This is a genomic window from Leptolyngbya sp. FACHB-671, assembly GCF_014695745.1.
Classification (GTDB): domain Bacteria; phylum Cyanobacteriota; class Cyanobacteriia; order Elainellales; family Elainellaceae; genus JAAUTN01.
Genome location: NZ_JACJOV010000063.1, coordinates 131675 through 146897, shown reverse-complemented (window position 1 = coordinate 146897; position 15223 = coordinate 131675). Strand labels below are relative to the sequence as shown.

15 protein-coding genes are annotated in these 15223 nt (G+C 47.4%); 9 read left to right on the top strand and 6 right to left on the bottom strand.

What is annotated here, in order from left to right:
• The first annotated feature begins 339 nt into the window (after nucleotides 1-339).
• The 4 genes from H6F93_RS07895 (at nucleotide 340) to H6F93_RS07880 (ending at nucleotide 4983) form a co-directional block, all read left to right on the top strand.
• Nucleotides 340-2871, top strand: coding sequence for a right-handed parallel beta-helix repeat-containing protein (locus tag H6F93_RS07895; protein WP_190679986.1), 2532 nt, complete (start codon nucleotides 340-342; stop codon nucleotides 2869-2871).
• 555 nt (nucleotides 2872-3426) lie between these two features.
• Nucleotides 3427-3771, top strand: coding sequence for a DUF1815 family protein (locus tag H6F93_RS07890; RefSeq protein WP_190644577.1), 345 nt, complete (start codon nucleotides 3427-3429; stop codon nucleotides 3769-3771).
• Between the two features lie 71 nt (nucleotides 3772-3842).
• Nucleotides 3843-4451: a hypothetical protein gene (locus H6F93_RS07885; RefSeq protein ID WP_190679985.1), complete on the top strand. Its 609-nt coding sequence runs from the start codon at nucleotides 3843-3845 to the stop codon at nucleotides 4449-4451.
• Between the two features lie 73 nt (nucleotides 4452-4524).
• Complete coding sequence (locus H6F93_RS07880; RefSeq protein WP_190679984.1) at nucleotides 4525-4983, top strand: MgtC/SapB family protein; 459 nt, start codon at nucleotides 4525-4527, stop codon at nucleotides 4981-4983.
• Nucleotides 4984-4995: 12 nt separating this feature from the next.
• Here H6F93_RS07880 and H6F93_RS07875 read toward each other — a convergent pair whose 3' ends face one another.
• The 4 genes from H6F93_RS07875 to mscL form a co-directional block, all read right to left on the bottom strand.
• A complete protein-coding gene (locus tag H6F93_RS07875) occupies nucleotides 4996-5796 on the bottom strand; it encodes an RMD1 family protein (protein ID WP_190644580.1) in 801 nt (266 codons plus the stop codon).
• Nucleotides 5797-5902: 106 nt separating this feature from the next.
• Nucleotides 5903-6121, bottom strand: coding sequence for an NblD family protein (gene nblD, locus H6F93_RS07870; protein ID WP_190679983.1), 219 nt, complete (start codon nucleotides 6119-6121; stop codon nucleotides 5903-5905).
• Between the two features lie 107 nt (nucleotides 6122-6228).
• Entirely contained in the window at nucleotides 6229-7458 is a 1230-nt protein-coding gene (locus tag H6F93_RS07865) for a BaiN/RdsA family NAD(P)/FAD-dependent oxidoreductase (protein ID WP_190679982.1), read from the bottom strand.
• A gap of 32 nt (nucleotides 7459-7490) precedes the next feature.
• Complete coding sequence (gene mscL, locus H6F93_RS07860) at nucleotides 7491-7952, bottom strand: large conductance mechanosensitive channel protein MscL (RefSeq protein ID WP_190679981.1); 462 nt, start codon at nucleotides 7950-7952, stop codon at nucleotides 7491-7493.
• Nucleotides 7953-8266: 314 nt separating this feature from the next.
• On the opposite strand from mscL, the gene ebsA reads away from it, so the two are divergent.
• From ebsA to H6F93_RS07835, 5 genes are all read left to right on the top strand, one after another.
• Entirely contained in the window at nucleotides 8267-8641 is a 375-nt protein-coding gene (ebsA, locus tag H6F93_RS07855; RefSeq protein WP_190644584.1) for a type IV pilus biogenesis protein EbsA, read from the top strand.
• Nucleotides 8642-8883: 242 nt separating this feature from the next.
• The gene (locus H6F93_RS07850; RefSeq protein ID WP_190644585.1) at nucleotides 8884-9993 is read left to right on the top strand and encodes a DRTGG domain-containing protein; all 1110 of its coding nucleotides are present in this window, start codon (nucleotides 8884-8886) and stop codon (nucleotides 9991-9993) included.
• Nucleotides 9994-10157: 164 nt separating this feature from the next.
• On the top strand, nucleotides 10158-10805 hold the full coding sequence (yqeK, locus tag H6F93_RS07845) for a bis(5'-nucleosyl)-tetraphosphatase (symmetrical) YqeK (protein ID WP_190679992.1): 648 nt from the start codon (nucleotides 10158-10160) through the stop codon (nucleotides 10803-10805).
• Nucleotides 10806-11081: 276 nt separating this feature from the next.
• On the top strand, nucleotides 11082-11537 hold the full coding sequence (rsfS, locus tag H6F93_RS07840; protein WP_190679980.1) for a ribosome silencing factor: 456 nt from the start codon (nucleotides 11082-11084) through the stop codon (nucleotides 11535-11537).
• A 106-nt stretch (nucleotides 11538-11643) separates the two neighbouring features.
• Complete coding sequence (locus tag H6F93_RS07835; RefSeq protein ID WP_199313544.1) at nucleotides 11644-12141, top strand: CGLD27 family protein; 498 nt, start codon at nucleotides 11644-11646, stop codon at nucleotides 12139-12141.
• On the opposite strand, the gene H6F93_RS07830 is transcribed toward H6F93_RS07835, so the two are convergent.
• Together H6F93_RS07830 and H6F93_RS07825 are read right to left on the bottom strand one after the other, a co-directional pair.
• Nucleotides 12100-13644 carry a DEAD/DEAH box helicase gene (locus tag H6F93_RS07830; protein WP_190679979.1) on the bottom strand — a complete coding sequence of 515 codons (1545 nt, stop codon included), beginning with the start codon at nucleotides 13642-13644 and terminating at the stop codon, nucleotides 12100-12102. The genes H6F93_RS07835 and H6F93_RS07830 overlap by 42 nt on opposite strands.
• 161 nt (nucleotides 13645-13805) lie before the next feature.
• The gene (locus H6F93_RS07825) at nucleotides 13806-15098 is read right to left on the bottom strand and encodes a histidine kinase (RefSeq protein WP_524537913.1); all 1293 of its coding nucleotides are present in this window, start codon (nucleotides 15096-15098) and stop codon (nucleotides 13806-13808) included.
• Nucleotides 15099-15223: the final 125 nt, after the last annotated feature.

The window sequence follows — 15223 nt, the reverse complement described above, 5'->3', positions numbered from 1 at the left end:
CCGTTTTCTAGCGCTACACGCCTTGGCAAGGCGTTTATGTGAAAGTTCCTGTATCGCGAAAACTTCATACAAGAACGAGTTCCAAGTATGTGTAGCACCATACAAGTGTAGACCATACAAATTAGATAGAAAGGAAGGGAGAACTAAAGTCCTCCTTCCCTTTCTGTCTAGGTTTAAGGCGAGTTTATAGCGCAAGTGACAAATTTATCCATGTTCGTCGAACTGCATTCGTTCTGGTATAGGTCTAATTGCGCTGGGAACACTCAGGAAATGAGTGATATTCGTTATTACTCATCCCCTACCTCCTAAGCGAACTCCATCTACTGCAAATACACAGTCATGACACTCACAGACTATCTGTTTCTCACAGGACTTCTAGCCTCCGTTGCTGTTTCATTTCCAGCGATCGCCCAGACTCCAGAAACAGATATCTCTGAACCCGAAAGTGCCCCTCTGAGTGAAACAGGCTCTGCTGTGGATTTGATTATCCCATCTCGATTAGGGGTTGAACATTCGACATCGGGTGGAGGTTTTGACGGAGTGACTCAATTTGAGGGATTCATTCCGCTCAGACAAGATCCGGGGCAAAATATCACCTTTTTTGTTCCTCAGCTTCTGCTGGATAATGACGGCAATATCGGCGGTAGTTTATTGCTAGGGCATCGGTTTTACTCACAATCCCGCGATCGCATCTTTGGTGGCTATGTAGCATTCGATAGTCGTGAAACTCATAACAACACCTTTCATCAACTGGGATTAGGGTTAGAGAGTTTAGGTGAAACTTGGGATTTTCATATCAACGGTTATCTTCCGCTGGGAAACTCTCGTCAGTTGGCGGATGAACGGCGCTTCGACACAGGATTTGATATTTCAAGCGGGTTTGAGGAAAATCTTCTCGTATTATCAAGCCGCCGTGAACAACAAATTAACCGTCTGTATGAAGCAGCACTGTTTGGGCTGGATGCTGAGGCAGGGGTGAAATTGGCAGAGTGGGACGAGGGCAACGGTGACCTGCGCGCCTTTGGGGGAGTATATTTCTATGACGTTATAGGTACAGACAGCACATTAGGATGGCGTTTGCGCTTGGAAGCAAGACCCACTCAAAATCTCACGCTGGGTCTTGCACTGCAGAATGATGATATTTTTGGTACCAATATTGTTCTCTCTACCGGCTTGACCTGGCCCAGGGTTCGCCCCAGGGGTCCAATCACTGAAGTGGAAGATGTCCCAGCACGGCTGGGTGAAACGATCGTTCGCCTTCCTACCATTCCCATTGATGCTCAACAAGAATCAGAAACAATCGTTGATGAGTTCACCGAGCCATTGATGAATCCTGAAGAGGAACAACCCTATCGATTTGTGCATGTGACATTAGGGCGGCAAGCTCAAGGAGATGGGACTTTTGAGAATCCATTTGGCACGGTTGAGGAAGCATTAGAGGATACTCTCTCGGATGGAAACAACATTGTATACATCGAGGGAGGGAACAATCCAGATATTCCGGCGTTTACGATTCCAGATCGGGTTCGGGTACTTTCTCAAGGTCCAGTTCAGTTATTGGCTGGCCTACCCTTTCCGGGTTTCCCAGAAGCTCCTGCCCGGTTGCCTTTTTCTCCCGTCGTGAATTATGAGGATGGCATTTTAGTGCGTCTGCCATTTTCAGGAGATGGTAACTTTCCACGAATTCAAGATGCTGGAGCGACCGATTTAGTTGCGATGAGCGATCGCACCGTACTATCAGGTTTTAGAATTGCGAACGCCAGAGGCAATGCTGTTATCAGCAACCAAGCCGAGAATATTGAAATTCGGGACAATGCAATAACGAACGCAGGAGAGCGAGGCATTTTCCTAAATGAGGTGACAGGAAGTGTTGTCTTGTTTAATAACAGCATTACCGGATCACGGGGAGGCGCTGGTTCAGGACAAGGAATTCTGATTCGGAACTCAACTGATGGTGATGTGGAAGCCACCATCCAAAGCCATCAAATTGTAGATAATCGAGTTGCTATTGAAATTTCAGCCCTGGGAAATTTAACTCAAGGATTCGATCCACAGCAAATCGTTAACATTACGGACACGAATTTGCGTAATAGCGGAGAACAAGCACTGCTTGCGACAGCTAGCAATTCGGGGAATCAGCAAATTTTATTTAGAGATGGCAATATCTTGAACAGCGGTGCAGAGGGACTGCTGATTCAGGCAACTAACATAGGCTCTCAAGAGCTCATTCTGGAAAATAGCACTGTCAGAGGTAGTGGAGGAGATGGGATTCGCACACAGTCGGGTACACCTAATGGATTTTCTACAGCAGCTCAAGAAGTATTTATTCGTAGAAATCAAATCATCAACAATGGTGGAGACGGTATTTCCATTGAAAGTAACGAAGTTGCTGCTCAAGAACTAGCAATTGATGCCAACGTGATTCAGGGTAACGGAGGCGCTGGAATTCGTGGAGTAGCCAACAATCTCAGCTTTCAGGAATACGTTACTGATGCTGCCAATAGTTCTTTGGGGATCAGCAACAACGTCATATTGGGTAACGGAGATCAAGGAATTATCCTAACCGCTAATGACTCTGCAACATTAATTACTGATATTCAAGAAAATAGTGTGTCAGACAACATAACTGACGGCAATCCAGAAGTGGAAGTTACTGCTAGCTCAAGTACTACGGACGTATGTGTTGTCTTCAACAACAATACCAGTGCAACTGGCATCCGCTTAGATAACAATAGCTTGGGCGCTCCTGGACTTTTTGAGGTTGGCGATTTGCCTACTGTTTCATCTAGAAATATTGGAGAAGTGTTGGTGGAACCTAATTCATCAGTCTTTACCAACAAGGCTGGGGCTCCATCTTGCTTCAGAAACTAGCGCCTCAAAATTAAGCCAATCAGAACTAGTAGTACCTACCCCGCTTTAGCTGAAACAAAATTGCCATGTTTCTATTCTGGAATTAGTAGCGCTGAAAAAGTAGTTATTACTGTTGCAGTTTATGCAAGTTTTAGCTCATAGGAATAGTTGTCCCTCACACCATACCTATTACACCGGCTCGTTATTATAGATTTACTTTTCTGTTACGAGGGATAACTGACTCAAATGTGCCCGAAGTTGAAGCCCTAGTTAAGGGGGTAGGCAGAGCACGAAATGAAAGCTAGTGTATAAGAGGGCTATCAGGGTAAACGACCTAAGTCTTTGTATAGATGTTGGGTTCGTTGTTCTACCCGATACTTTATGAGTTCAAAGGGTTAGGTAGGCTAAGATAGCACAGATGTAAGAGTGGGCTGATTCTTTCAATATCTGTTTATTCCGGTTCTTTTAATTCTTGTACGGAATTCATCATTAGCTCTGAGTCCGTAGGATCGAAATCTTAAAAAAATCTTAAAAAGCCTTAAAATTAAGTGTGGTGTAGGTGACAGGAGGTTCAACGTGTTTCTAAGACTTGCGGAGCAGCATCGACAATTTGTCAAGGATTTGGTCATGAATCTTCAAGCTCTTGCGATTGTGCTTGAGCGACGGGGTTATTTGGCTTCCTGCTACACCTGTGGTGGGCAAATGAATAGTGCTTCTTTCATGGTTAGCTTAGGCAACGATCATTTGATTCGATTCCTAGTATCTGACTATGGGATCACTTGGACTGAGATGCGGGATGACCGGGAGCTCATGAAGCTAGAAGGTGCTGAAGCGATTAGCCAACTTCAAGAGCTAGCTAACCTTGTTAAGTATCAGATTGCCCCATCTGAGTACCGTCCGGCGATCGCCCAACCTTCTTAACTGAGCTTTCCCTGCCTACGATAGGTTTAGTCTAGCTGCGAGTTCGCCTCGTTTTAGATGATGGCGGGTAGATGATAACAACAGAGTTGCGTTGGTTCTACCCTGGTTCCTTACCCACAACGGTCGGAAACTGGTTTCAAGCCACCTGGGATCAGGCTATAGCGCCAATTGAGGTTCGTGAAGATCGATACTTGCAACTGCCCAAGTGTGAATACCTCAACTTAAAGTTGCGGCATGGGAGCCTGGAGCTAAAACTTCGACTCAAGCAACTTAGAACTTTACAGGTTGGGGATCGCTGGGTTGGTCAGGTCGAGGTTTGGCAGAAGTGGAGCTTGCAAGATTCTTCTGAACCCCTAGATTTAGCCAATGTAGAAGCAGAGGCGACCTGGATTAGCGTCGAGAAGGTGCGATCGCAACAGCAATATCAAACCTTTCCGACTCAGTCACCCAAAGCAATTTCCTTTGAGCAGCAGTCTGAGCAAGGCTGTAGGGTTGAATTAACGGAATTGAAGGCACAAGACGCAACTTGGTGGAGTCTGGCATTTGAGGCATTTGGCAATCCCAGCCAGCAATTCAACCAGCTTCAGGCTGTTGCTGAGCAGATTAACAATCCGCTTGCACCAACTCTAGACTTGCACCACTCTTATGCTTATCCTAAGTGGCTATTCAATATTCGTTAGTGATCCCTTAACCGAAGCTTAATGCTTCACTTACAATTTATCTACTGAACATTGATAAATTTGATACAAAATTGTGGGACTTTCAGAAACTAGCCTATTACTTCCAGCCGATGGAGCAGGGATTGTGCTCAGGCTGGGTCTAGCTATATTTGCGGGTGCTCTAATTGGGTGGGAACGAGAAGCCGCCGAAAAACCTGCTGGTTTAAGGACTCATATGCTAGTGAGCTTTGGCTCTGCTATGTTTGTGCTGACAAGCATTCAGACAGGAGCCGTTGAGCAAAGTGCTGACGTTCTTAGTCGAGTAATGCAAGGGGTGATTGCTGGAATAGGATTCTTGGGGGCCGGAGAAATTTTCTCAACGACTCGCTCTGACTCAGATCAAATTAGGGTTAAAGGGTTGACTTCTGCTGCTGCCATTTGGGTTTCAGCTTCTTTAGGAGTGGTAATGGGCTGTGGGTTGTGGCAGCTTGGGCTGTTAGGGGCAGGAATGACCTTTTTAATTCTTTGGGGTGTGAAGAAATTTGAGCGCTGATTTGCGACGCTATTAAATCTGAAAGAACAAATCATAGAGCGACAGCAGAATTTCTACGACGATCAGGACTACGACATACCATTCCACCCGAAGTCCAGTGTTGTGTTGGAGTAAATCTAGTACGGTTTCTGCGGTTCGAGAAATTAGCTCTAGCTTTCGCTCTAGGGCTAAATGGCGTTCTCGAATCTCGTATTCATTCTCTAAACGTAGATAGAGGCGCTCTAACTCTGGTGCATCCCAAAGCAGTTCTGGCTTATCAATAATTTCGACGCGACCAACAATTTTGTGCTGAATAGAGAGAGTTCTACCCAGTTGCCTGAGTAGTTCTTTGCCCCAGCGTTCGTTTCGGGTTGTACGTTGTAGGCTTTCAGCAAAAGGTTCAATCTGGTCAAAGACGCTAGCAGTGCCGACTTCATACTGAGCTAACACAACGCTTTTAGCCAAGATGTCAGCGACAATTTGCAGACGTTCGATCCCAAACTCTTGTAGCCAAATCATTCCATTTTCTACCCGTTCGGCTCCAACCTGCTCTAGGTGAAGGGTAGCTTCTTCGGTTTCGGGAGAGGAGAAGGGCTCAATGATAAAGGGTTGAAGCTGCGTGAGGAAGAAAGCTTCTTCGAGAGGGTCAAGCCCAAATAACACAACCGCTCCATAGCGGAATAAAGCAGCACAGCCGTGATCCCCGGCAGTTACGACTAGAGGGACGGTTGCGAGAGAGTCGGTGTTCTCTAAAGCTTTTAGCTCTAGACGTTCGCCTACAAATATGGCACGACCTTGAACGGATTCTCTATCGGTAAAGAGTACTTTTTGCATATAGGTTATAGTAAGCCTGCTGTTTATAGAAAGATGCAAGCCACTACTCACTTTAAGGAGGGGAAATCAGAAGCGATCGCCCATTTGTTCTGCGTTTCGCCTCAGATCAAGGTTCAGATTGGTAGTAGTCTCCAGGCTTAATTTCCCCGATCGTATCCTGATTTTTGTTGATACAGCCAGGTTTACGGGCATATTGACAGACTCTGGCCCATAAAGTCGCTCTACTGCCTGGTGAACCTGAAGAAAATAGCACTCTGTCTCCGCCAACGGCTGGCACTATTTTCACTCCGCAGACAGGGCAAGCTTGAGCTGTTTTTTCAGACATGGCTGCTGAATTAGGTCAACTTCAGAGACATTAAACGGTTTTGTATACCTTACAACAGCTTTTCAATCAATCCAAGCTTCAGGGATCTATTTGTTAATGTCCGATTATTAATCTCCGATCGCCTGACCTGCAATCCAGGCGGTTGTCCAGGCGCTTTGAAAATTGAACCCCCCGGTGACGCCGTCAACATCTAGTATTTCTCCAGCAAAGTAAAGCCCCGGGCAGCAGCGGCTTTCCATCGTCTTGAAGTCTACGTCCTTGAGGCGAATTCCTCCACAAGTGACAAATTCTTCTTTAAAGACGCCCTTTCCCCGAATTGGGTAGCGATTTTGAGTTAGTTCTTGAATAAGCTGGTTGAGCGATTTTTTTGACAGGTCTGTCCATCGAGCATCAGGCGCAATGTCTACAGTTGCAGTGAGATACTGCCATAGCCGCCGGGGAAGAGGGAGAGGACAGTTGGAGGCGATCGCCCGTCGAGGTTGCTCTGCCTTAGCTTTCAATAATTCTTGGCGCAACTGATCAGGATTGTGTTGCGGTAGCCAGTTGACCTGAAGGGTTGCCTGATATTGATGTTCGTACAAAGCTCTTGCTCCCCAGGCAGAAAGTTTTAGTACGGCGGGACCGCTCAATCCCCAGTGGGTGATTAAGAGCGCTCCGCTTTGCTCTAGGGGTTTGCTGTCTGGAATCAGTAGCTTTGTCTGGACAGGCTCGACCGATACGCCTGCCAGTTCTCGCAGGTGGAGATCAGGAATGTTGAAGGTAAAGAGAGAAGGGACTGGAGATTCGATTTTATGCCCTAAAGCCTTTGCAAGCTGATAGCCTTGGGGATTGCTGCCTGTTGTCAGGAGGAGGCGATCGCTGTGTAATCTTTCACCTGATTTTAGTTCCAGCTCAAACCCCGTCTCAGAGCGTGTAACAGCAACAGTAGAGACGCCTGTGTAGATTTCTACCCCAGACTGGCGAGCCGCTTGAGTTAAGCAGTCTACGACCGTAGCAGAATCGTCTGTTACTGGAAACATTCGCCCATCTGATTCAGTTTTAAGCTTGACCCCCCGTTTGGCAAACCAATCTACGGTATGGCGTGGCTGAAAGCGGCTAAACGCACCCCGTAGGGCTTTACCGCCCCTGGGATAATACTGCACTAGTAGTGCGGGATCAAAGCAGGCATGGGTAACGTTACACCGCCCACCTCCAGAAATGCGGACTTTGGTGAGCGTTTTACGACTGGCTTCTAGCAGCGTTACGCGAGCATGGGGATGGGCTTCAGCAGCGGCGATCGCTCCAAAAAAACCTGCTGCGCCACCGCCAATCACCGCAATTTTGAGAGAGGATGCCAAACCGTAGTTACCCGTTCATCTGACTTTCAAACCTAACCCCGAGATTCTAACGTTTGCGTAAGCCGGTCTAGTGCGGTCGTTAGTCTTTCTTGAGATACCACTACGGGATCAGTAGGAGTTGCTTCTGCTTCGGCAACTTCCTCTTGCCGCTTGAATTTTGCCAAAGCACGAATTGCTAGATAAATCACCAAGGCAATAATGATGAAGTCAACGATTGAACCTAAAAAACTTCCAATCAGAATCGCCTTCTCAGACCCTTCGACTCCAGGGGTACCCGGTACTAAAACAATTCTAGAGGTTCTCCAGTCTCCTCCTGGAATAGCGAGACTGATGATCGGCATGATTAAATCTTGCACAAAGGATGTGACAATCTTTCCGAACGCGCCACCGATGATTACAGCGATCGCTAAATCCATCACATTCCCTTTCAAAGCAAATTCCCGAAAATCTCTCAGGAATCCCCCAGCAGCACCTCTGCCTCTTCTAATTCCCATAGCTTTGCTACATTTACTTAAAAATTTGTAAATTCTCGTGCTTCTACGTACAATCTTCTCTGGACGAGTAAATTGAAGATCCTGTACAACAGGACATGCTACCAGCCTCATCTCAGCCAGAAACAAAATTTCCTCAATTCTTGATAAATTTCCCCTAAGGCGAAAGGAAGCCCATATTTGAGGGAATCCTGGTGAGGATATGGTGTCCAAAATGCTGTATTCTAATCACTCTCTCAGCTCTCGCGCTAGAGCGACGGTTAAACTTCCCAAGCGATTGAGCTTCCCAATCAACGAAAACTCAGGAAGATTTGAGCATGTCTATCGAGCAACTTCAGCCTGCTAATCCCCGTGATGTCAATGTGTATATGCCCTACTATCAGGGCAACAAGCGAGGTGCGTTGCCTCTAGCGATCAGCCTCTATCAGAGAGGGAGCTTAGAGGGATCACGCAAAATAGAAGGCGGTGAAAGTATTCCGTTTGTAGTCAGTTGGAATGTCTCGTCCTTGCCTGCTGATTTAACACGTTGTCGAATGCAGTTTGACGGTAATGCAGAGTTGAGCTACGAGTTGACCTTAGCAAACTTTGAGTTTGTCGATTTTTTAATTGATGTCATCATTAATTTCAAACGTTCTCGCTTAGCGGACTTTTCGCAGTCGTTCTACCGTAAGCTGTTGCGCTTAGACGATTAGCTAGCGATCGCAAATTCAGCAAACCCTTGATTTTGAGGGTGAGAAGTTCGATGATGTCGTGCCTCTCACCCTCAAAAATTGTGAGACTTGTGAAATAAGCACTGACTTCTTGTGATGTAATAGCTTGAAGTCCCTTCTATAGGCAGTTGGTTGAGAGCAGGTAGAGTGGGGCAAGCAAAACTGCCACTTAGAATGGAATCACAAAAGTCTGAATTTGAATAGGTTTTTAGAGGAGCGAGGGCGTGCCAAAGTCCACAAAATTTTTACTAGTTGGTTCAACAGAGGCTTATAGCGGCAAGTCAGCCACAATTTTAGGAATGGCTTATGGACTGCAAAGCAAAGGACTGGATGTCGCCTACGGTAAACCGCTAGGAACCTGCTTAAGTGAATCTCAAACCGATTCAATGGACGAGGATGTCCGGTTCATCAGCCAAACGCTGAATTTGCCGGAAAATCGCCTCCGCTCAACTCTGCTTACGCTAGACGAAGTCACAATTACCAAAAGAGTTTGTGCAGAAGACACGACCGACTACCAGTCAATATTGCAACGGTATTCTCAGTCTCAGGAAGAAGATTTGGTGTTGCTGGAGGGACCAGGAACTCTGGAAGAAGGCAGGCTATTTGATCTGTCCTTACCTCAAATTGCTCAAGCAATAGATGCAGCTGTTGTTTTGGTGGTTCGGTTTAACTCGATGCTGGCGGTAGATGCTTTGATTGCAGCCAAAGATCGGTTGGGCGATCGCCTCATTGGTACCCTGATTAACGACGTTGCTGCTGATCAGCTAGAAATTGTACAGACTGAGATTCAACCATTTTTAGAAGATCAAGGAATTGCAGTTCTAGGGGTGCTACCTCGTAACACTCTGCTAAAGAGCGTCAGCGTAGGGGAATTGGTGCATCAACTGAAAGCAGAAGTGCTGTGTCGTCCTGACCGAATGGACTTGATGGTGGAGAGCCTGACGATCGGGGCAATGAATGTTAATTCGGCACTCAAGTATTTCCGTAAAGCCCGAAACATGGCGGTGGTGACAGGAGGCGATCGCACAGATATTCAACTTGCAGCCCTGGAAACCTCCACACAATGCCTAATTTTGACCGGACATTTACCTCCTTCTGCAACCATTCTTAGTCGGGCTGACGACCTGGAAATTCCAATTCTCTCTGTAGATCTCGACACTTTGACGACTGTAGAAATCATTGATCGCGCTTTTGGACAGGTGAGATTGCAAGAACCGATCAAAGTGCAATGCATTCGGCACCTGATGGAAGAGCATTTTGATGTCGATCGCCTGATTGCAAAGCTAGGGCTGAAAACGGCTACAAGCATACAACCCTTAGCTCCCAGCTCTTGAAACTTGCTTAACGTTAAGGAAAAACAGGACTCAATTTGCCTGATCTAGAATAGAGATATTCGGTCTAGACTTGATCCCCAGGCAGTTTTTCTTGTTTTGTCTTGTCTTGTTGTCTGTGGTTTTGGGTTTTGACGGACTCAGCAGCAGATTCTAGAGGTATTGGCATGGGAGAGTTTTCTGGAGCGTTACGCCAGCAGGTTCTAAATTGGCTGGCAGACCACGTTCCTGAATCTCGACTGATTCACGTTTTGGCAGTAGAGCAAACGGCGATCGCTCTGGCCCAACAGCATGGATTGGATGTCAATAAAGCAGCCCAGGCAGGATTGATGCACGACCTAGCGAAATATTTCAAGCCACAAAAGCTGCTACAGATGGCGCAAACTGAAGGCTTATCGTTAGATCCAGTGGATCGGGCAAATCCTCACTTACTGCATGCAGACGTGGGGGCGATCGTAGCGCGGGATCAATTTGGCATTCAGGATGAGGAAGTGTTGCAGGCGATCGCCAACCACACGCTCGGCAAACCAGGAATGAGTCCGTTGAGCTGCATTGTTTTTCTGGCAGACAGTCTAGAACCTAGGCGAGGAAACACATCAGAACTCAACGCCTTGAGGCAAATCAGCCAGCAAGACCTGCCTCAAGCAGTTTGGATGACCTGTGATGCTTCTATCCAAGACTTGGTTGCTAAACATCGCCTAATTCATCCCCGTACAGTGCTGACTCGCAACTGGTTTTTATACAACGTTAAGCCAACTCAGTCTAAGCAACAGAGCTCAAGCACAGAGCCTATTCCACAGGTTTTAAGTGAATGAACCCTTGTACTTTTAGATGGAAGCTTAGTCAAAATAGATGTAATAGTGCTGATTGAATGACCTCAAAATTCCCGATTTATCCCTCTGTTCGTTTCACTATGATTTGACCAATAGAGACGAACCTTAAACAATTTACCTGTTCAACCATTTTTACGGAGTCGATCCAGTGAATCAGTCAACAGAGATGAAGTGCTATGGAGCCAAACGCAACGGTTTATTGACTTCCTTTGATGTAACACCACTCACGTTTTAACGAGTTGAGGAACCTAATTTTTAATGACAAATTACTCTAACGCCCGTCCAGTTTCGCCCGCTGTAGCAAATCCCGGTGCCGTCTACCAGCCTGTCACTGACGATTCTAGCCGAGAGCTAGCCCTGACAATCGCTCAAGCTGCCGATGATCGCAAAGGAGGCGATATCGTACTGCTAAAGGTTTCAGAGGTTTCTTATCTGGCAGATTATTTTGTAGTGGCTACAGGTTTTTCTAGCGCACAAGTAAGGGCGATCGCTCGTTCGATTGAGGATGAAGTCTCAGAAAAGTGGCACCGCTACCCCACCCAAACAGAGGGACAGACAGAAGGTTCCTGGGTGTTGTTGGACTACGGTGACGTTATTGCTCATATCTTCATGCCTGACGAGCGCGAATTTTACAACCTGGAGGCGTTTTGGGGACATGCAGAGCGAATCGATTTTGCACCGAATGGAGCGATGACCGATCAAGTAGAGGGCTGAGCACGAGTTAAAACTTTTCAGCAAAACTTAATTCATTCGTGCGTCTGTCCACTGACTCAGGTAGATTAAAAGCACAACTGCTTTTCAGTTTTGACTGCCCATCATCATGAAGTCTTCTGCTCCAGTCTGTCCGGTTCCTTTTGAACAGCAGCCGATTAACGAGTACCAGGATCTCAAAGAGTCCTGGTTCTTTCGGTGGGCAACACTCGACCTACGGAGCTATCTCCTTCCGATCGCCATTTTGTGGGGTTTGAGCTGGCTGTTCTCGGCTCCCGTTGCAGCAGTCAGCTTTCCGCTGGCAAAGTATCCGCTCCAGTTTGGGCTGAGCGGTGCAGCAGGGGCTAGCGTTCTTCCAGCGCTAGCTTTGCTGCGCCTTTACTTAGGCTGGATTTATGTGCGCGATCGCCTCTTAAAAGAAACGATCTTTTATGAGGAATCGGGCTGGTACGACGGGCAAACCTGGACAAAACCAGAAGAAGTGCTAAAGCGCGATCGCCTGATTGTGACCTACCAGATCCAACCTATTCTGCAACGGCTCAAGCGTACCTTTGGTTTATTGGCACTAGTCTTCCTCAGCGGCAGTTTCGTTTGGAACTTCCTGTAAATCAATTACATCCTCTTCCTCTGTGAAGTTTCCCCAAGCTGAAGCCGTTTCGGCTGCTCGTGGTACGGGACGAGTACTGATTTCGTAAACGGGACGAGATTCATCAGGAACTAATTCTAACTGGTGAGATGGAGGGCGACGCTGAGAGCGACGGCGACGCGAGACGTTCTCTTCGCTGGTTTCCTCTGCTACCACTTCATAAAGTCTTGCAAATTTTTGCGATTTTCCCTTTCGCAGCACTCGTCCCAAGCGCTGAATGTATTCGCGGGCTGATCCAGTGCCCGATAACAAAATGGCGACGCTAGCTTCTGGCACGTCTACCCCTTCGTTTAGGACATGAGATGCGACCAGGGTCTTATATTTGCCTTCGCGAAACTGCTGCAAAATCTCGTGGCGCTCCTTCACGGGTGTTTGGTGGGTCAGCGCCGGAATTAGAAACTCCTGGGAGATCCGATAAACTGTAGCGTTGTCGTTAGTAAAAATTAGCGTTTGGGCAGGATGGTGTTCTGCCAGCAGGTCGGCCAGAATTCGCAGTTTGCCTTCCGTACCCAGAGCGATCGCCTTTGCTTCTCGATGTGCCAGCATCGCCCTTCGTCCTGCCTGCGATTGGGCGCTTGCCCGAACAAACCGCTGCCAACCCTGAACGCTGCCCAGCCAAATATTCGAGTCCTGCAAAAAGGTGTTGCGGGTTTGAATTAAATGCTCATATCGATCGCGCTCTTGCTGCGACAGTTTCACCTTAACCTGAATAATTTCGTGATCCGCCAGTGCTTTACCTGCCAGATCTTCAGCAGTGCGATAGTAAATGACTGATCCCAGCAGTGTATCCAGGTCAGCGTGTCTGCCATCGGCGCGGTCGGGGGTCGCCGTTAAACCTAGCCGATACGGGGCGATCGCATACTCAGCAATCACCCGATTAAAGTCGCTCGGCAGGTGATGGCACTCATCACAAATCAGTAAGGCATAGCGATTGCCTAGGCTTTCGGCATGGATAGCGGCACTGTCATAAGTGGCAACAAGAATGGGAGTGCGATCGCGAGAACCACCCCCTAACAGCCCGACCTCGGCATCTGGAAACGCTGCAACCAGGTGAGCATACCACTGGTGCATTAAATCTAACGTTGGCACCGTGATCAAGGTTGTGCGAGGCGTTGCCTGCATCACCATTTGAGCCAGGTAGGTCTTTCCAGCCGCCGTGGGCAAAACTACAACACCCCGCCGTCCTGCAGCAACCCAGGCATCTAAAGCTTCTTGCTGGTGGGGGTAGGGCTCCATTTCCAGGCTAGGGGTAAGGGCGATCGCCGCAAATTCCTTTGCCTGGTCAGTAAATGGCGTACCCTCTGCCTGTAAGGTTTCTATCAAATCACGATATTGAATTGCCGGGAGACGAAACCGCTCAATCCGGTCATCCCACGTTGCGAAATCTACCCAGGCTTTGCCTCTGGGTGGGGGATGTAAAATCAGCGTTCCCCGGTCAAACTTAAGCGTAGGGGTACGAGCCATTTCACCTCTGTCTGCACCATTCCTCGCTATTGTATAGCTGTTGCTACTGTATAGCTGTCGCTACCAGGGTTACACCGTTTCTATATAAGCTGCATATTTTGAAGTGTGTCCCGCGTACGCGGACACACTTCAAAATATGCAGTCTTGAAGACATAACAAAATCAAAAGCGGTAAACGGGCAACGTGAAGTGAAAACAACTGCCCTGATTGGGTACAGAGTCTACCCAAATTTGCCCGTAGTGGGCTCGAATCACTCGTTGACAAAGCGATAGACCAATCCCATATCCATCCTTTGCCTCGTCCCGCTCTAGACGAAACCGGTCTTCAAAAATTCGTTCGCAGTTTTCATTCGGAATGCCTAAACCCGTATCACACACGCTGACTTGGATTTTTTGGGTAGTTCGATGCAAGATCGAAAGCTCGATTGAGCCGCCAGTTGGCGTATATTTGCTGGCATTGTCTAGCAGATTGATTAATACCTGTTGAATGCGATCGCGATCAGCATAAACTTTAGGCAAATCACTCGGAATATCCGTCGTAAGCTGCTGAGATTTAGCTTGAAACTGTCCCTTCAAATAATTCAAGACCTCCAGGCAAAGCGCCCCTAGATCTAGCTGCTGAGGCTGAATCTGAAACTCGCCACCCGTCCCTTTTGCTGCCTGAAGCACATCTGTAATCATCCGATCGATCGCCTTCGTTTGAGTCCGGGCGTGTCTGATGAGTTGAGCCGTAAGGGCAGGGGTTAGTCGGGGTGAAGCATGACCATTCTCCTTCGCTTCATTACCTAGCTCCAGCGTTTCCAGGGCAATTGAAGCGGCGGTTAGCGGATTTCGCAGATCGTGGGCCAACATCGCAATGAGTCGATCTTTGAACTGAAGTTGATCCCGCAGTTCTTCTTTTTCTTGCTTTAGTCGAAAAATCTCATCCGAAAGCTGAATAAACTCTGCTGAGTAAGCCACCGAGTCCAAAGTTTCGGATGCATTGGTTGGATTTAGATCATCTGATTCGCTCTGCTGAGGAATTGATTGGAAATCTGCAGCTTCTTCTACCGATCGTTGCCATCGCATCCACCAATGCTCTAACTGGGCTACAAGATTTGTTCCCGCTAAAGTTTGGCGGGGTTCAGGATGAATCTTGATTAGCGCTGGGGTCGCAACGAGCTTGAAATGCTCAGCCATGTGGGGTTGCTCTCCAACGTCTATGATTTGCAAATCAAACGCGTAGTTAGCTCGTAAATCCTTGAGATAGTGGCGAATCTGGCGGATCTTCTGATGAGAGCTAGGACGTTTGTCTACAAACAGCAAAAGCTGCAAAGACGTTTCAGGGCTAATAGGCTGTTTTGGCAATGCCTCCATGCAGTCTTGCTCAACAGTCAGGACAATAGAACAGTCAGTCGGGGCTAAAAATGCCAAATCGGTAGAAACCAGGTGTATTTCTACCCTGTACTTCTCCAAAGTAGCTATCTTTACTATATTTACAGATTATCTCTTTCTCAGCGCTGCTCAAGACAAAGGATTTAGGCGATCGGGCTGTACTACAGTAAATTTGCAGGCAAATAGGGACTTTGAACCGCCTTAGA

Bases quoted from the DNA above. Each gene is read 5' to 3' on its own strand.
- H6F93_RS07885 (WP_190679985.1), top strand. From the start codon at position 3,843: ATGATAACAACAGAGTTGCGTTGGTTCTACCCTGGTTCCTTACCCACA.
- yqeK (WP_190679992.1), top strand. From the start codon at position 10,158: ATGGGAGAGTTTTCTGGAGCGTTACGCCAGCAGGTTCTAAATTGGCTG.
- H6F93_RS07830 (WP_190679979.1), bottom strand. From the start codon at position 13,644: ATGGCTCGTACCCCTACGCTTAAGTTTGACCGGGGAACGCTGATTTTA.
- ebsA (WP_190644584.1), top strand. From the start codon at position 8,267: ATGTCTATCGAGCAACTTCAGCCTGCTAATCCCCGTGATGTCAATGTG.
- H6F93_RS07835 (WP_199313544.1), top strand. From the start codon at position 11,644: ATGAAGTCTTCTGCTCCAGTCTGTCCGGTTCCTTTTGAACAGCAGCCG.
- H6F93_RS07895 (WP_190679986.1), top strand. From the start codon at position 340: ATGACACTCACAGACTATCTGTTTCTCACAGGACTTCTAGCCTCCGTT.
- nblD (WP_190679983.1), bottom strand. From the start codon at position 6,121: ATGTCTGAAAAAACAGCTCAAGCTTGCCCTGTCTGCGGAGTGAAAATA.
- mscL (WP_190679981.1), bottom strand. From the start codon at position 7,952: ATGGGAATTAGAAGAGGCAGAGGTGCTGCTGGGGGATTCCTGAGAGAT.
- H6F93_RS07875 (WP_190644580.1), bottom strand. From the start codon at position 5,796: ATGCAAAAAGTACTCTTTACCGATAGAGAATCCGTTCAAGGTCGTGCC.
- rsfS (WP_190679980.1), top strand. From the start codon at position 11,082: ATGACAAATTACTCTAACGCCCGTCCAGTTTCGCCCGCTGTAGCAAAT.